Origin of the sequence: Kaistia dalseonensis, assembly GCF_030814715.1 — a bacterium.
GTDB lineage: Bacteria > Pseudomonadota > Alphaproteobacteria > Rhizobiales > Kaistiaceae > Kaistia > Kaistia dalseonensis.
This window is the reverse complement of the sequence record NZ_JAUSVO010000002.1, coordinates 110,197-125,594: the sequence shown is the minus strand read 5'-3', so window position 1 is coordinate 125,594 and position 15,398 is coordinate 110,197. Positions and strand designations below refer to the sequence as shown.

General features: G+C 63.5%; 16 protein-coding genes. 11 read left to right on the top strand and 5 right to left on the bottom strand.

Annotation, left to right across the window (positions count from 1 at the left end; all coding sequences use genetic code 11):
* The first annotated feature begins 21 nt into the window (after positions 1–21).
* From QO014_RS06790 to QO014_RS06775, 4 genes are all read left to right on the top strand, one after another.
* Entirely contained in the window at positions 22–837 is an 816-nt protein-coding gene (locus QO014_RS06790; protein WP_266347922.1) for a bestrophin-like domain, read from the top strand.
* A 2-nt stretch (positions 838–839) separates the two neighbouring features.
* The gene (locus tag QO014_RS06785) at positions 840–1,727 is read left to right on the top strand and encodes a hypothetical protein (protein WP_266347921.1); all 888 of its coding nucleotides are present in this window, start codon (positions 840–842) and stop codon (positions 1,725–1,727) included.
* Positions 1,728–1,987: 260 nt separating this feature from the next.
* Positions 1,988–3,118, top strand: a complete 1,131-nt coding sequence (locus QO014_RS06780; RefSeq protein WP_266347920.1) for an extracellular catalytic domain type 1 short-chain-length polyhydroxyalkanoate depolymerase — start codon at positions 1,988–1,990, stop codon at positions 3,116–3,118.
* Complete coding sequence (locus tag QO014_RS06775) at positions 3,040–3,579, top strand: catalase (protein ID WP_307257732.1); 540 nt, start codon at positions 3,040–3,042, stop codon at positions 3,577–3,579. Before QO014_RS06780 ends, QO014_RS06775 begins: the two co-directional genes overlap by 79 nt.
* Here the strand turns inward: QO014_RS06775 and QO014_RS06770 are convergent.
* Positions 3,531–4,238, bottom strand: coding sequence for a L,D-transpeptidase (locus QO014_RS06770; protein WP_266347918.1), 708 nt, complete (start codon positions 4,236–4,238; stop codon positions 3,531–3,533). The genes QO014_RS06775 and QO014_RS06770 overlap by 49 nt on opposite strands.
* A 969-nt stretch (positions 4,239–5,207) precedes the next feature.
* On the opposite strand from QO014_RS06770, the gene QO014_RS06765 reads away from it, so the two are divergent.
* The gene (locus tag QO014_RS06765; RefSeq protein WP_266347917.1) at positions 5,208–6,044 is read left to right on the top strand and encodes a neuromedin U; all 837 of its coding nucleotides are present in this window, start codon (positions 5,208–5,210) and stop codon (positions 6,042–6,044) included.
* A 100-nt stretch (positions 6,045–6,144) separates the two neighbouring features.
* Here the strand turns inward: QO014_RS06765 and QO014_RS06760 are convergent, their stop codons facing one another.
* The 3 genes from QO014_RS06760 to QO014_RS06750 all read right to left on the bottom strand — a co-directional run bounded on the left by QO014_RS06760 (position 6,145) and on the right by QO014_RS06750 (position 8,400).
* Complete coding sequence (locus QO014_RS06760; protein WP_266347916.1) at positions 6,145–7,314, bottom strand: MFS transporter; 1,170 nt, start codon at positions 7,312–7,314, stop codon at positions 6,145–6,147.
* 143 nt (positions 7,315–7,457) lie between these two features.
* Positions 7,458–7,721, bottom strand: a complete 264-nt coding sequence (locus QO014_RS06755) for a LysR family transcriptional regulator (RefSeq protein WP_266348598.1) — start codon at positions 7,719–7,721, stop codon at positions 7,458–7,460.
* Between the two features lie 241 nt (positions 7,722–7,962).
* Positions 7,963–8,400 carry a RidA family protein gene (locus QO014_RS06750; protein ID WP_370877109.1) on the bottom strand — a complete coding sequence of 146 codons (438 nt, stop codon included), beginning with the start codon at positions 8,398–8,400 and terminating at the stop codon, positions 7,963–7,965.
* 140 nt (positions 8,401–8,540) lie between these two features.
* Here QO014_RS06750 and QO014_RS06745 point away from each other — a divergent pair, with 140 nt between their 5' ends.
* Together QO014_RS06745 and QO014_RS06740 are read left to right on the top strand one after the other, a co-directional pair.
* Complete coding sequence (locus QO014_RS06745) at positions 8,541–9,596, top strand: ornithine cyclodeaminase family protein (RefSeq protein ID WP_266347915.1); 1,056 nt, start codon at positions 8,541–8,543, stop codon at positions 9,594–9,596.
* A gap of 8 nt (positions 9,597–9,604) precedes the next feature.
* Entirely contained in the window at positions 9,605–10,753 is a 1,149-nt protein-coding gene (locus QO014_RS06740) for an aminotransferase class V-fold PLP-dependent enzyme (RefSeq protein WP_266347914.1), read from the top strand.
* Positions 10,754–10,765: 12 nt separating this feature from the next.
* Here QO014_RS06740 and QO014_RS06735 read toward each other — a convergent pair whose 3' ends face one another.
* A complete protein-coding gene (locus QO014_RS06735; RefSeq protein WP_307257729.1) occupies positions 10,766–11,641 on the bottom strand; it encodes a UTRA domain-containing protein in 876 nt (291 codons plus the stop codon).
* Between QO014_RS06735 and QO014_RS06730 the strand changes: the two genes are divergently transcribed.
* The 4 genes from QO014_RS06730 to QO014_RS06715 all read left to right on the top strand — a co-directional run bounded on the left by QO014_RS06730 (position 11,631) and on the right by QO014_RS06715 (position 15,396).
* The gene (locus QO014_RS06730) at positions 11,631–11,762 is read left to right on the top strand and encodes a hypothetical protein (protein ID WP_266347910.1); all 132 of its coding nucleotides are present in this window, start codon (positions 11,631–11,633) and stop codon (positions 11,760–11,762) included. The genes QO014_RS06735 and QO014_RS06730 overlap by 11 nt on opposite strands.
* A gap of 228 nt (positions 11,763–11,990) precedes the next feature.
* A complete protein-coding gene (locus QO014_RS06725; protein WP_266347909.1) occupies positions 11,991–13,568 on the top strand; it encodes an ABC transporter substrate-binding protein in 1,578 nt (525 codons plus the stop codon).
* A gap of 2 nt (positions 13,569–13,570) precedes the next feature.
* Positions 13,571–14,509, top strand: coding sequence for an ABC transporter permease (locus tag QO014_RS06720; RefSeq protein WP_266347908.1), 939 nt, complete (start codon positions 13,571–13,573; stop codon positions 14,507–14,509).
* Entirely contained in the window at positions 14,509–15,396 is an 888-nt protein-coding gene (locus QO014_RS06715; RefSeq protein WP_266347907.1) for an ABC transporter permease, read from the top strand. Before QO014_RS06720 ends, QO014_RS06715 begins: the two co-directional genes overlap by 1 nt.
* The last annotated feature ends 2 nt before the right edge of the window (positions 15,397–15,398 follow it).

Here is a 15,398-nt window from a genome sequence, read left to right as displayed (position 1 = left end):
CATGCCGCATTCGGGTGATCCGTGTATCCATCCTTCATAGAACGCCTGTCGGACCTGCAGCTTTTGCTGCTGTTTCCGGTCGTGGCCTGTCTGGTCCTGACGCTGTTGACGGTCGCTCTCCGGCTGGCGAACGAAAAGCTGCACTGGCTCGACTATGACAGCGACATTGTCGATACGGCGACGCAGAACACCATGTCGGGCGCCTATGTCGTGCTCGGTTTCGTCCTCGCGCTGGTGATGGCGACGGCCTCCGGCATCGACGACAAGGTCTCGCAGGAGGCGCAGTCGATCCGGGGGCTCAACCGGATGCTGATCCTGGACGGGTCCGAGCCGGCCCTCAAGGCGCGGCAGTCCCTCATCGACTACGCGCAGTCCATCCTCCGCGATGAATGGCCCGTTCTGCGGCAAGGGCATGGGAGCAGCCTGACCTCGTCGGCGCTGACCGGCGTCTTCCAAAACATCGACCGGATCAATCCGCAAACGCCAGAGGCCGTTGCCGTCTTCGGCAGGATCCTCGACGCCGCGGACCGCGTGGCTCAAGGTCGGAACGACCGGATCCTGAGCGTAGCCACCACGCTGCCCGGGATGTTCTACACGGTCAGCCTGCTCAGCATTCTGGGCGTGATCATCATCTGCGCCCTTCGGCTGATCGAGGCGACCACGCTTCGGGTGATCACGCTGACGGTTCAGCTGATCATGCTGACGCTGATGCTGGGCGCCATCGCCATCATCGATCTGCCCTATCTCGGCGACACGCGCATCTCGGCTGAGAGTCTCACCACGGTCTATGACGCCCTGGTGGCGCAAGACCCGATCCTTCACCAGGGCGAGGACTAGATATGGCCAGGCAAGACCATCAGATCCTGGACGGCTCGATCACCGGCACGCTTTGGCTGAAGGCCGGGCTGCTTTACGTCGTAACGTCGGACGTGCGCGTGCGGAAAGGCGCCACGCTCGTGGTCGAGGACGGCGCGACCATTCTCATCCAGAACGGCATCGTCCCATCGAGCGAGATACGACACGCCGCGCTTATTTTCGAGCAGGGGGCGACCCTGAAGGCGGGGCGGCTCTTCATCAGGGCGTGCGACGACCGTTTCAGGCCGGTCAAACAGGCCGATAATGGCGGCGTGTGGTTCTTCGGCGCCTATCGCAGCGCGGAGAAGGATGGGCTGAGCGTGACGGCCGCGCCTGCGACGAGCGCCTCTTCATTCAGCGCCGCCCTGATCGCCGCCTATTATCTGGGCCATCGCGACCCGATCACGGAGAGCGCCGATCCGGTCAATGATGACAGGGACGGCTTCTCGCTGATGGGCGTCGGCCCGCAGGAGTGGGATGTCGCGGAGGTGCGGAGCTATCATTCGGGGGATGACGGAATCGACCTGACCAATTCGCAGATCCGCCTGCAAAGGCTGCGCGTCGTCGCCCCAACCGAAGATGGCATCAATCTGAGCAGCAGCACGCTGCAGGTCGCCCGCAGCCTCCATGTCGACGTGACCATGACCTCCGTCTTCGACCGCGACATCTTCGATTTCGAAACGGATGATGGTCCGAGCTATGTGGAGATCGCGCAGCACTGCCATGTCGACATTCGGGGCGTGTTCGGCGACCAGCTCCACCTGAAGAGCCCGGACATGCCGGCGCCGAACGCAGCCGACAACGAATCCTACCGCTTCAAGGCCTTCCTCCGCCAATCGCCCGCCCTCATCTATTCGTTGAACGAGGACTGACGCCGGCCCGTGTCGGGCGATGTGCGGGGTGTCATGGGTGCGGGTGGCGACTGCCTCCGCCTCGTGCGCAGAGGGCTGATGCGAGATGAGCGGCCAGGCGCTGACCGCAGGCGCGTCCCAGCAATCGCTCGGATGAACGCAGCCAGACGTCCCTTCCTGTCAAAATACCACGCGGCTCATTGTGCAGTGCAACATAGATCGCCAGATAAGCGTATCGACAGAATGCCAACAAGGCCCGGACCGGGCATTGAGGAGGCGCGATGCGCAAGCTCTCGGATACCATTGCCCGTCTCGCCGCGATGCGCGCGGCGCAATATCCCAAGGATCAGCTCGACCTTGTCGATCGGCTGTCCGATCGCGAGAATTTCGGCTCGAACCCCGGCCTGTTGAAAGCCAGGGCCTATGTCCCGGCTCGTCTGCCTCCGAATTCGCCGCTCGTGGTGGTGCTCCATGGCTGTACGCAATCGGCCGCCGCCTATGATCATGGATCGGGTTGGTCGGCATTGGCCGATGCGGGCGGCTTCGCCGTGCTGTTCCCGGAGCAGACGCGCGCCAACAACCCCAATCTCTGCTTCAACTGGTTCGAGCCCCGCCACATACGGCGTGGACAGGGCGAGGTTCTATCCATCCGGCAGATGATCGCCGACATGGTGCGAGACCACGACATTGACGAGACGCGGATCTTCATCACCGGCCTTTCGGCCGGCGGCGCGATGACATCGGCGATGCTCGCGGCCTATCCCGAGCTCTTCGCGAGCGGCGCTATCGTCGCGGGGCTGCCTTATGGGGTGGCCGGCACCGTCCCCGAGGCCTTCGACCGGATGCGCGGGCATGGCGGCCCCTCGGGCGAAAAGCTGGCCGGGCTGGTGCTGGGCGCATCGGACCACAAGGGACCGTGGCCGACCATCTCGGTCTGGCATGGCACGGCCGACCAGACGGTGAGCCCCTCCAACGCTTCCGACATTGTGGAGCAATGGCGCGGCGTGCACGCCTTGCCTTCCGAGCCGAGCGTGATCTCGGTCGTGGACGGCCACAAGCGGCGGATCTGGCGGGATTTCGGTGGCAGGGATCGCATCGAGCTGTTCACGATCGAGGGAATGGGGCACGGCACCCCGCTCCAGGCAACGGGCGCCGACGCGCTCGGGGCCAGTGGCCCGTTCATGCTGGACCGGGGCATCTCGTCCACCCGCCACATCGCCCGGTTCTGGGGCATAGCGCCGCCAGCCGATGCGCAGGCAGCGAGCCGGACGACGTCACGGCCCATCGAGCCGGCTGAATTCACGCGCACAAGGGAAATGCCGTCGCCGGCTCGATGGGCCGAACCCGCCCGGGCCGATCCGATCCGGTCGGTCATCGAGACAGCGCTTCGTCAGGCCGGGCTGATGAAGTAAACCGGCGTTCCGCCCCAACGCTCGGGGACTCCCTGCCGTTCGACATTCTGGGCACCACCAAGCTGATACCGGAAGCGATGGTGCCGATCCGGTTCGTCGGCCGCCTCGTACGGAACCTGAACCCCGACAATCTCCTCGCCGAGACCGAACAGGTCGCCTCCCTGCCGACCGAAGCCGGCGAGGAAGGCGGCCCACACGAAGATCTCACGGCCGGATTCCGGGCTCGTGGATTGAAGCCTGCAGGGGCGAAGGTGCGGCTGCGGACCGAGAGCTCCGCAGGTCACAATATGCAGGCGCGGCGCTTCAACCTCGCCGGGCCGTCTTCGCGAGCGAGACGGTCAATGGTCCGGCGGGTCGCTCCGGTTCGTGTTGGTCGACGTCAAGATCGCGCCAAGCCGGTAAGCGGCCGTCGCTATGACGGCAGCATGACCACCTTGGTCCCGACCTCGGTGTGGTTGTAGAGGTCGATCATGTCCTGGCTCAAGAGGCCGGTGCAACCACTCGTGACGCCCTTGCCGATCGATTCGGGATGGATGCTCGCATAGATCGTGTAGAGCGTGTAGACGCCATCCTGATAGAGATAGAGCGTTCGGGCACCGAGCGGGTTGTCGAGGCCGCCTGGCATGCCAGCAGCATATTTCGCGGCCTCGGGCTGGCGCGCGATCATCTCCTTGGGCGGCGTCCATGTTGCCCATTCGCCCTTGCGGCCGACAACGACGTCGCCGTTCCAGCGGAAGCCGTCACGGCCGACATTGGCGCCATAGCGCGTCGCCAACCCGTCGCCCTCGATGCGATAGACGTAGTACTTCTTGGGATCGATGATGATCGTGCCCGTCGCTTCCTTGGTCTCGTAGCGAACGGTCCGGCGGTAATATTTTGGATCGACCTTGCTGATATTGACGGCCGGGATCGGGAATTTCTCATCGGGCACGGGCCCGTAGACCTTCTTGGCCTCGGCGAGGCTCATGCCCCCGGTCGTGCAGCCGGCGAGCGCCAGAGCGCCTAGGCCGGCACCCGTGCCGACCAGAAACGACCGGCGGCTGAGAAAGCCCGCCTGGCGCCCATGCGACCCGACGGGGGCCATCGTGTCGGCATCGGCGTTTCGACCGTTCATCATCATGATCCTGGACTTTCCGTATCCTGTTGCCCGGCGACGGTGGGCTGTGGCATCCCGCCGGCGGGCATCTTTCCGAGCTGACATTGCCGGCAGAGTGCGCGCCTGGCAAGACTTGGACCCCATCTCCCGATGCAATCCGGGCCGATGCCATTCCACGTTCGGGACGTGCAGGCAAGATGGAATGCTCGGAAGCGTGGGCAATCATTCGCCGTCGGCGAAGGTTTTCCTGGCATGGGCATCAAGGATTTTCAACGCGCGGCAGCGCTGTTCGCCCGGCCCCGGGTCGAGCCGCCGCTTCAATATGCCCTGCACGGAGCGGTGCGAGAGATTGGCTGCACCGGCCAGTTCCTCTTGGGGAACCAGCCTCGACGGCCGACCGGTCCCGACAATTGGTGAGGCGGTGCCCGCTCAGCCTGAGGAGAACGGCTACGCAGCGACGTGCGCACTCGCGGATCGGCGGCGACCCTCGACGCCATAGGTAATGGCGAGAGGCATCAGTTGGCGTCACCCGTCTGGCCGGCGGCTCTGCCAGCCCTGTTCGCCAAGCCATTCAGTTCCGTCGCCCCTATGCGAGGCAGTCCTCCGCGGCTGGCATCATGGATCGCAGGATAGCCCACCCAAAATTGATAGATTGAATAGTCGAGAACGGGACAGTTATGATGAAAATATATATCAATGTGAATAAGTAATGTTCTCACAAAATATCAATGCAGTATCGATTCTGTCGGATATCGCGCCGAAGATAGTTTCAATCAAATCTAAGAATACAGGATATTCAAAGCTGCCATGGTGAATCGGATGAAGCGTTTTCAACCCGCTGCTGTGGCCAGCGCGTGACGGACTTCTTCGGCATGGCCAAGCCGGTCCGCCCGCCACAGATTGGCCCGGCACATCCCTATTGGCGGTTCCGATCTGCTATTATCGTTGCCTCGCGGGTCTGCCCTCACGAGGCCGGGCTTGAGGGGGATACGAATGATCGCAGGACCTTCTTGCCAGCCGCGTCGCGTCGCCAGCGCTTGCATGATACTGGCGGCGCTCTGTTTCGGTGGCGCTCCGGCCCGGGCCGCCGACGATACGGAGACGCTCGCCAAGGCGGCGCAGAACCCCGTCGCCGACATGATCAGCCTGCCGTTCCAGTTCAATACCAATTTCGACACAGGGCGCTTTGGCGGCACGCAGGAGGTTCTGAACGTCCAGCCCGTGATCCCGATCAACCTGTCGCCCGACTGGAACCTCATCACCCGCATCATCACGCCGCTGGTGGAGCAGCCGACCCTCTATCCTGGCGACGAGGTGACCTACGGGCTCGGCGACATCACGCCGACATTGTTTCTGTCGCCCGTCCAGAGCGGAAAGTTCATCTGGGGCGCGGGCCCGGTCTTCCTGCTTCCGACGGCGACGTCGTCCGAGCTCGGCTCCGGCAAATGGGGCATCGGACCATCAGCGGTCGGCCTCGTCATGGACGGGCACTGGGTCTATGGAGCGCTCGTCAACAACATCTGGTCCTTCGCCGGCGATTCCAGCCGGCCGAACGTCAACCAGATGACGCTGCAGCCTTTCGTGAACTACAATTTCAGCGATGGCTGGTATCTGACCTCGTCGCCGCTCGTGACGGCGAACTGGGAGGCGGACAACGACAATCGCTGGACGCTGCCGATTGGCGGCGGCTTTGGCCGCGTCTTCCGTCTCGGCAAGCAGCCGATCAACGCCCAGCTCAGCGCCTATTACAATGCCCTGACGCCCGAAGACACGGGGCCGCAATGGCAGCTCCGCTTCAATCTGCAGTTCCTCTTCCCGACCAAGAAATAGCCGCCGGATCGTCAGCCGGCGAGCCGCCATGTCCCCGGCGAATGACGCGGCGGCCGGGGATGTGACCATGGGCGGACGCCTCAAAAAAGGGGGCGGCGCTTCAACGACCCTCTCGGAGAGGCAGCAGCGATAGCAGCCCGATGGCCGAAAGTGTCGTGCCCGCGATCGCCAGTGGCCAGAGACCGACGGCGATATACGGAGCGACGAGCGTTGTTCCAAGGCCGGCAATGCCCAGGATCGCCGCGACGATGATGGCGGCGGCCCGCGAATGATCGCCGCGGGCGGTCGTGATCGCCCGATGAAACCCGATCGGTCCGCGAATGCCGAACCCCAGGTTCACTGCCATCCAGATCGGGACGAGAACATAGAGGCTGCTTCCATCGCCGAGCGCGTAGACGAGGATTGCCAGGAACGCGAGCGGCATGATCGCCGTGCCGAACCGGATCGTCCGCAACGTGCCGAACGTGCGGGCCACCCACGCGGATGAGTTGGCAGCGAGAATGAAGGCCGCGATACCGAAGACCTGCAGGACGACGAAGGCGGCGATCCCCTTGCCGAGAGGGCCGGTCAATACGGCCGGAGCGCCGAAGACGAAGACCAGCAAACCTCCGAGCGAAAGAGCCTGGCTCGACGCATAGCTGATGAATTCGCGATTTCTCAGAATGGCGAGATAGCTGTGATGACCGTGAGGCACGCGCGTCGGTCGGGGGAATTGGCGCCGCTGCGAGAATACGGCCGTGCCTATGAGCACCGAGAGCACCGCCAGGAGGACGAAGGATAGTCGCCAGCCTCCGAGCTCCAGCAGATAGGCCCCGGCAATCGGCGCGAGCGCCGGCGCCAGGGATTCGATGGAGCCGAGCCGTCCCAGGGCGGAAGCGGCCTTGTCCTGTGCATAGAGGCCCTGGATGAAACCGGGCGCGAAGACGGCCGGTCCCGCGCCGAAGGCGCCTTGGGCAAAGCGCAGGGCGATCAGCCACTCGATTGAAGGCGATGCCGACGCCGCCAGCGAAGCGGCCCCGAACAGGGCCAGCGACGCCATGAACAGTTTGCATGGATCTAGTCGCGCGCCGAGCTCGCCAAAGATGAGAAGTCCGATCAGCGTGCCGAAGGCATAGGCGGCAAGAACGAACTGCGCGGTCTCGACGCTTCCTCCCAGCTGCAACGGCAGGCTCGGGACGGCCGGCAGAACCAGATCGGTCCCGGCAATTCCGAGAACGGTTCCGCTGGCGATCAGGACGAATAGAAGGGAAGTCTTCGTGGTCGTGGACATCCTTCCCCGATATCAGAGCCGAATCCCGCGACCAATCGCGTTCAGGCGATTTCTGCTATTCAATGAATTGATCTTTCCGCCACCTCGGCGGGCTGGAATATCGGTCCGCCCCGGTCAACAGGCGATCCGTCCTCGGGAGGCGATCAATCTGGAGATGATGGTGCGGGTAGTCGGAATCGAACCGACACTCCTTTCGGAACCGGATTTTGAGTCCGGCGCACTCGGGCGAGATAACGTTGACCCGCCAAGGTCAGACTCACACCGTCGGGCCGCCGAAGAAACAGAGACGCGCCGATCTGATCTTCGATGTCTCGAATACGACGGCTAATCGCGGATTCTCGAACTTGCAGAGCAATCGCAGCTTTGCGGAAAGAGCCGTGATCTGAGGCCGCAACTAGATAATCCAAGTTCTTTAGATTTAACTTATGACGATGAAATCGTTTAGGATCTTTAATTTCATGGTTTTGCAATAGTATTATTGTGATATATACGTAATGAGATCATTTATACGTATAGATTAAATAACTATAATTGCCTCGTATGAAGCGTAGATCACGAATATGCGGCATCGTACTTAGGAATTATCGTTAATTCACAACGTCAGCTTTCGTCAAATGGACGATTGAGAAGCCTGAATTGGCCGCAGGCCTAGATCGTCGTCGCGGGTGTGGAGGCGGCTGCCAGCGCCACGGTGAACTGGATTTCGACGAGGATGTCGCGCAGCCCGAGTACGGCCTGGACCGTGGCTCGTGCCGGGGGTTCGTCCTTGTCGATCCATTCGGTCCAGACGCTGTTCATCCCGTCGAAATCGTCGATGTCGCGCAGCCAGATCGTTGCGCTCAAAAGGCGGGACCGATCCGAACCAATCTGCGCGAGGAAGACGTCGGTCTTCGCCAGAATTTGGCGGGTCTGGCCGACGACATCCTGTTGCCGGTCGTCGGCGGTCAGGCCGGAAAAATACGCCACGCGCTCGTGGATCACCACTCGGCTGAGCCGCGCCGTCTTCTCAATGCGTTGGATAGCCACGATCTCACTCCAGCCGGTATTGGGCCGGCGCAGGATCGGGGGAACGGACGGGTCGGTCAAATAACCTGGCCGGCGTCGCGGGTCGCCTTTGGTTATGAAGGAGCATCGGCGTGTGCGGCCCGCCTCATGAAATAACCGCGAAAACTAGACGCGGCGAGTTATGAAGTTTCGCGCCCGAAGAAGCGCTGTTCAGTGCTTCTATGATCGCCGGAATCTGCCAATCACCTAGGTCAACAATGCCCATGTCATCTCCCCGGATCGACAGCCACGCGACCCGGCTGCTGGTCATTGATGGGGCCACGGTCGAAGCGCTGGTCAGCCCCGGCGAGGCCTTGGCTCTGGCTGAGGCCGCCTTGCGAAAGACGTCGAGCGGCGCAGCTCGCCAGGACATCCGGCGCACCCTCGCTCTCTCGGGCGATCCCGGAACCTGCCTGTCGATGATGTACGCATCGCTCGACGAGAGCCCGTATTTCGGCGCCAAGGTGCAGTCCGTATATCCACGGAACTTCCAGCACGGCATGCCGTCGCATCAGGGCGGCGTGTTGCTCTTCGACCGGGAGAGGGGGGAGCCGGTTGCCTTGATCGGCGCCACCGCGATCACCGGGTTGCGGACGCCTGCGGCGACGGCCGTCGCGACGGGGGCGTTGGCGCGAGAGAACTCCTGCGAGTTGGCCGTCATCGGCTACGGAGAGCAGGCTAAGCGTCACATCGCAGCGATCTCGCTGGTTCGGACGATCACCCGCGTCCGCGTATGGGGGCGCAACGCGGAGAAGGCCGCGCGCTTCGCCGAAGCGGAAAGCGCCGTGGGCTTTCCAACGGTCGCCATGCCCACCGCGCGGCTCGCGGTCGACGGTGCCGATATCGTTTGCACCGTTACGTCCTCGGCCCTTCCGGTGCTCGAAGGCGAGTGGCTGTCCCCTGGCACGCATGTGAATGCCGTCGGCGCCAGCGTTGCCGGCCTGGCGGAAATCGATCTCGCCTGCGTGACCCGCTCGAGCATTTGGGTCGATTATCGGCCCATGGCGATGGTGGCGGCGTCCGATCTGATCGAGCCGCTGTCGCAGGGCCTCATTGAGAGCTCGCACATCGTCGGAGAGATCGGCGCCGTGCTCAACGGCGCGGTGCGAGGCCGGAGTTCCGAGGCGGAAATCACGCTCTATCGATCGCTCGGCGTTCCTGCAGAGGACATCGAACTCGCGAATTTCATCTATCAGAAAGCCAAGGATCTCGGCCTCGGCGTCGACGTTCCCCTGTGAGGTTTGCCATGCTCGCCAGCCAGCGACATCTCTTCTCGATCCCGGACGACGTCACCTATCTCGATGCGGCTTACATGTCGCCAATTCCCACGAGTGCCGTGGAGGCGGGCGGTCGGGGTGTGCTGGTCAAGGCCGCGCCATGGGACATGACGATCGGCAATTACTACGACGAGGTCGAGCGGGCGCGCGAACTCGCCGCCTCGTTCATCGGGGCGAGCGCCGACGACATCGCCGTCATTCCGGCGACGAGCTATGGCATTGCCGTTGCCGCTTCGAATGTTCCGGTTCCGGCGGGCTCGGTCATCATCATGATGGAGAACGAGCACACCTCGCATCGCTACGCCTGGTACGAGCTGGCGGCGCAGAAGGGCGCGCGCGTGGTTCAGGCCGCGCGGCGGCCCGATGAGACGTGGGCTTCGGCGCTGGTGCGGGCGATCGAGACATCCGACGCGCCGGTATCCGTCGTCTGCGGCACGATCGTGCATTGGTTCGAAGGCATGAGCGTCGACATCGAGGCCGTCGCCGTGGCGGCGCGCGCCGCCGGCGCCTCCCTGGTCATGGATGGAACGCAATGGGTCGGCGCGGTCCCGTTCGACGTGATGCGCGTCCGGCCGGATTTCCTGGCGTTTGCGACCTACAAGTTCCTGCTCGGCCCCTACCGCCTCGCTTTCCTCTATGCCGACAAGGCCTGGGGCGAGACGGGCCGCCCGATCGAGTTCCATTCTTGGAACCGCAAGGGCGGCGATCGCCCGGATTTCTATCTGCAGACCATGCCGGATTACCTTCCCGGTGCCCGCCGCTTCGACATGGGCGAGCGTTCCGACTTCGCGGTTCTCCCGATCGCCATTGACGCGCTCGAACTGCTGCAGGGCTGGGGCGTGCCGTCTGTCTTCGAGCGGCTGACCTTTCTGAACCGGCTGATCTGGAGCGAGGCCGAGCGTCGCGGTTTCGGCGGCCCCGCTGTCGATGTCCGTGCCCCGCATATCGCGGTGGTGGAGCTCGGCGACCGGTATCATCCGAATCTCGTTCGCCAATTGAAGGAGAACCGGGCGATCGTGACGATCCGCGGCACGAAGATGCGGGTTACGCCCCATGTCTACAATGAAGAGCGGGATATCGTCCGGCTATTCGACCTGCTCGAAAAACTGGCGCCGTGACGGCAGTCGCGGTCAGATCCGCGCGTTCATCCGGTAGCCCGGCGCATAGGAGAGGCGAACCGATGTGATCGGCACGCCCTTGTCCCAGGTGATCCGGTCGACGACGAAAAGCGCAGCCCCTTCTTCGGTGCCGAGCAGCTCGCCGAGCGCGCGGTCGGCGTTCTTGGCGGACAGGGCAATATCGCTGGCGCTACAGGGCGCATTCAGGATCAGCCATTCATTGGCGCTGACCGCCGCGAAGTCGACTTTGCGCGCCTCCGGGACGGCGGCGAGATGGATCCAGCGGTCCTCGTGCAGGAAAGGGTGATTGTCGGCGAAGTGCATTGCGGTCAGATGCAGCATCTGCGTATCGCGTTCAAGGCCGAGGTGGCTAGTGATGAGGCCGGCAGCGGCGAGTTCGCGCATGGCACGGTTCACCGTGGCGCGCGCAGCCGAACTCGACGGCCAGGTCGGTTTCGTTCGGCAGTAGATGGCCCGGCGGCCATTCCCGCTCATAGATCCGGCGCAGCAATTCCGCCTGGATGTTGCGCCAGGAGATCGTATCGAGTTCGGTCGTAGACGGCCCTTGAGCGAACCCATCGCCTGCCGGTAGCGGCTTGCGATGGGTTCGCGATTGACGTGGCGGCCGGCCTGCACGAGGTGGCGGCCGGCAGACCATACGTCGCGGATCGTTCGGTCGTCACCGGCAAGGATGTAGCTGTCCAGCAGCTCGTCGCCCTGGCGACCTTCAAGGTCGACGGCGGTGATGTCGAGGGCGACGAGATCCGCCCAATCGCCCGCCTCGATGGTGCCGGTTCCGCGGCCTGCCGCCTGCGCACCGCCGCGCACGGCGCCGTCGTAGAGCTCGCGGCCGGTCGAGGCTTTCTCGGTGGCGAGGATGGACGGCATCGCGACGTCTGATCAGCAGTCCGCTGTCCTTGCGGCAGAGGACGCGCTTCGTATCGAGCCGGGCGAGTTCGCCGATCTCGCCGAAGGAGCCGGTTGGCTGATCGAGCTGCTGCCGGCATAACGGCACCGGATTCGGTCTTTCACGCATCAACGCCGAGCCCGGCTGCCTTGCATCCGAGCATGCTGCCGCCTCGCTAAGCGACAGGTCTGCAAGTTCATAACCTAATCAGGCAATGTGCCGCGCCTTCCTCATTTGCTGCACAAGTCACAGTGTCATCAACTGCATGAAAGGGCCCGCGAATGGGAACGTGCCGAACGGTGCGATATCGCGAGAGCCAAGGGGACAAAGATGGCTTCCTTCAACAGACGTGACTTCCTCCTCCATGCCCTGGCGGCCGGTACCGTTGCCCCGGCGATCTTCAGCTCCACGAGCGTGTTTGCGCAGAGCGCCGGCACCGGGACATTGCGGGTCCCGACCGCCCGCGAAGCGAATGATCTCAATCCGTGGAAGTATAGCGGCCTGTGGGTCGTCTCGTCGCTGATCTACGATCCGCTCGTCAGCTATGGGCCGGGCGGCAAGATCGTGCCGGCGCTCGCCGAATCGTGGACGGTCAGCGACGACGGCCTCGATTACGTGTTCAACCTGCGCAAGGGCGTCGTCTTCAGCGATGGTGCGCCGTTCGATGCCGATGCGGCGTTGTGGAACCTGAAGCACTGGATCGGCCAGAGCGACCATAGCTGGCTGAGCGTGTCGGCCAATTTCGAGGCCATGCGCAAGATCGACGACACCACGATCGGCATCAAGCTCAAGGCGGCGGCGCCGCCGGCTCTGATCGAACTCACCACGATCAACCCGATGCGCTTCCTGAGCCCTGCATCGGCAGACGCCGCTGGCAACTATGTGAAGCCGGTCGGAACCGGCCGCTGGGTTGTCGTCAACAGCAATGCCAACGGCTCCGAACTCGTCCGCAACGACAAGTACTGGGGCGACAAGCCCGATCACGACCGCCTGTCCATCCCCGTCATCCCGGAGGGCCGCAGCCGCGTCGCCGCGATGCGCGCCGGCGAACTGGACATGATGGGCGGCAGCTTCGCCGCGAAGATCTCGCCCCAGGAGGCCGAGACGCTGAAGGCAGCGCCCGGCATCACCGTCGTCACCGACATGGGAACCGACACGATCGTCCTCGGCTTCAACCCGACCCGCGAGATTCTCAAGGACCCCGCCGTGCGCGAGGCGGCGGGGCTCTGCCTCGACCGGGCGGCGATCGCCAAGGTCGTGATGGCCGGCTATGCCGATCCCACCGTCAACCTCTTTCCCCCGAGCGTGCCTTACGCCGGGAGGCGCGAACCGGTTCCGGGGCGCAATGTCGAGGCGGCCAAGCAGGCGCTCGAGGCCGCGGGATGGACGGGGGACGGCACGCGCCAGAAGAATGGCGTCCCGCTGGCGCTCGAACTGGTGATCTCGGAAGATGCGGTCCCAGGATCGCGGGCGCTATCGGAAGTGATCCAGAGCCAGCTCAACGAGGCGGGCTTTCAAGTATCGATCCGCCAGGTCGATCACGTGACACGCCACGATGACATTCCGAACATGAAATACGACATGTCGCTGTTCATCACCAACGGCGCTCCCTACGATCCACATGGTTCGATAACGATCTTCTTCCTGAGCACCTTCACGTCGGGGACCGACGGCAAGATGTTCGTGGATGCAAAGAACCTCGATCCGCTGATCCTCAAGGCGCTGGCAGCCGATGAAGCCGACCGGGCGGCCGCCTACCAGGCGGTCCTCGACTGGCTGCGCGACAATCACGCGATCTGTCCGATCTACCACGCCAAGCGCATCTGGGCTCACACGGAGCGCGTCGCCACCTTTGTGTTCCCGACGACCGAATATGAGATGCCCGACAAGGGCATTGTTCTGGCCTGACCATGTCCAGGATTGTCCTCCGCCGTTTTCTGAGCGCTCTGGTCCTCATGGTCTTTGCATCCATCGCGTGCTTTTCGATCGTGACGGCATTCCCGGGCAACGTCGCGCGCGTGATCGCCGAGATGCGGTCGTCGACCGTCTCGGATGAGATCGTGCGGCAAATCGAGGTGGAATATGGTCTGAACGACCCCCTGCCGCTGCGCTATCTGCACTGGGCGGGGAGGGCCCTCAGCGGGGATCTCGGCGAGTCGTTGCGAACGGGTCAGCCAGTCGCCGAGGCCTTGATCGAGCGCGCGCCGCCGACCGTGACCCTCATTATCGGGGGCGGCTTGTTCGCCCTCGTGATGGGGGCTGGACTGGCGTTCCTCGGTGCGCTCGTTCCGGGCTCCATCTTCGACCGCATAATCCATGTGCTGTCGCTGGTCGGGGCGTCCGCGCCAAAGTTCTTCGTCGCGGCGCTTCTCATCTATACGTTCGGCGTCGCCTTCCGGTTGCTCCCGACCTACGGATTTGGCGGGCCGCTGTCATGGATCCTGCCCTGCATTTCCATCGGCATCATCCCGGGCTCAATCCTGAGCCGGGTGGCGCGGGTGGCGCTGGCTGAAGAGATGAGCCGGCAATATGTCGTCACGGCCATCAGCAAGGGCCTGTCGCGCCGGCGCATTCTCATGCATGACGCCGTTCCCAACGCGCTGCCTGTGACGATCAATGCCTTCGCCATGCACTTCGCCTTCATGGTGCAGGCTGCACTCGTCATCGAGCCGATCTTCGCCTGGCCGGGAATCGCCGCCTATTTCGTCGAAGCTGTGCGCTTCCGCGATTATCAGGTGCTGCAGTCATGCCTGCTCGTCTTCTGCATCTTCTTCATCCTGGTCAATCTGTCGGTGGATCTGATCTCCGTGACGCTTGATCCCAAGCAGCGTCAGAAAGGACTTGCCTGATGGGCGCCTGGCTCACAACGACGTCCACTTTCGCCCGACGTCTCGGGTGGCTGGCGATCCTGATCATCGCGACCTACCTGATGCTCGCGCTGTTCGCGCCGTATCTGACACCCTACCCGCCGAACGCGCAGGACCTGATGTCGGCGAACCAGAGTTTCTCGGCGCAGCACCTGCTCGGGACGGATCATCTTGGTCGCGATACGCTCAGCCGGCTGATTGCGGGCGGACAGACCACACTCGTCGCTGTTGCCGTCGTCGTCGTGCTCGCAATGTTCATCGGCGTCGTGATCGGCACTATCTCGGGCTATGTCGGCGGGTGGATCGACGAGATCATCATGCGCATCACCGACTTCATGCTGAGCATTCCGTCGCTGATTGTCGCGCTGGCCATGATCGGCATCTTTGGACTGGGCTATTGGAACATGGTCGCCGCGCTGACCATCGCCTGGATCCCGAGCTATGCGCGGATCACCCGCGGCGTCGTGGTGGCCACCGTCCATCAGCCGCATATCGAGAGCCTCTGGGTGCTCGGAGCGTCGCGGACGAGGCTCATCGCCTTCCACCTGCTACCCGCCGCGCTCCGCTCGATCCTCGTCTACGCCTCGGTCGATGCCGGCGTTCTGGCGCTCGCCGTCGCGACGCTCAGCTTTCTCGGGCTGGGCATTCAGCCGCCGATGTCCGAATGGGGCGAGATGTTCGTCGACGCGATGCCTTATCTCGACGTCAGCCCCCGGCAGGTCGTGTTGCCCGGCCTGGCTCTCACCTTCACTGTCGCCGGCTTCAACTATCTTGGTGAACGCCTGGCCTCGCTTGACGCGCCGCGCGCCATTTCCGGCCGAGCCTTGCGGACGCGGTTGGCAAACGCCCGAAAGCTCCTCGTCTCATGAGC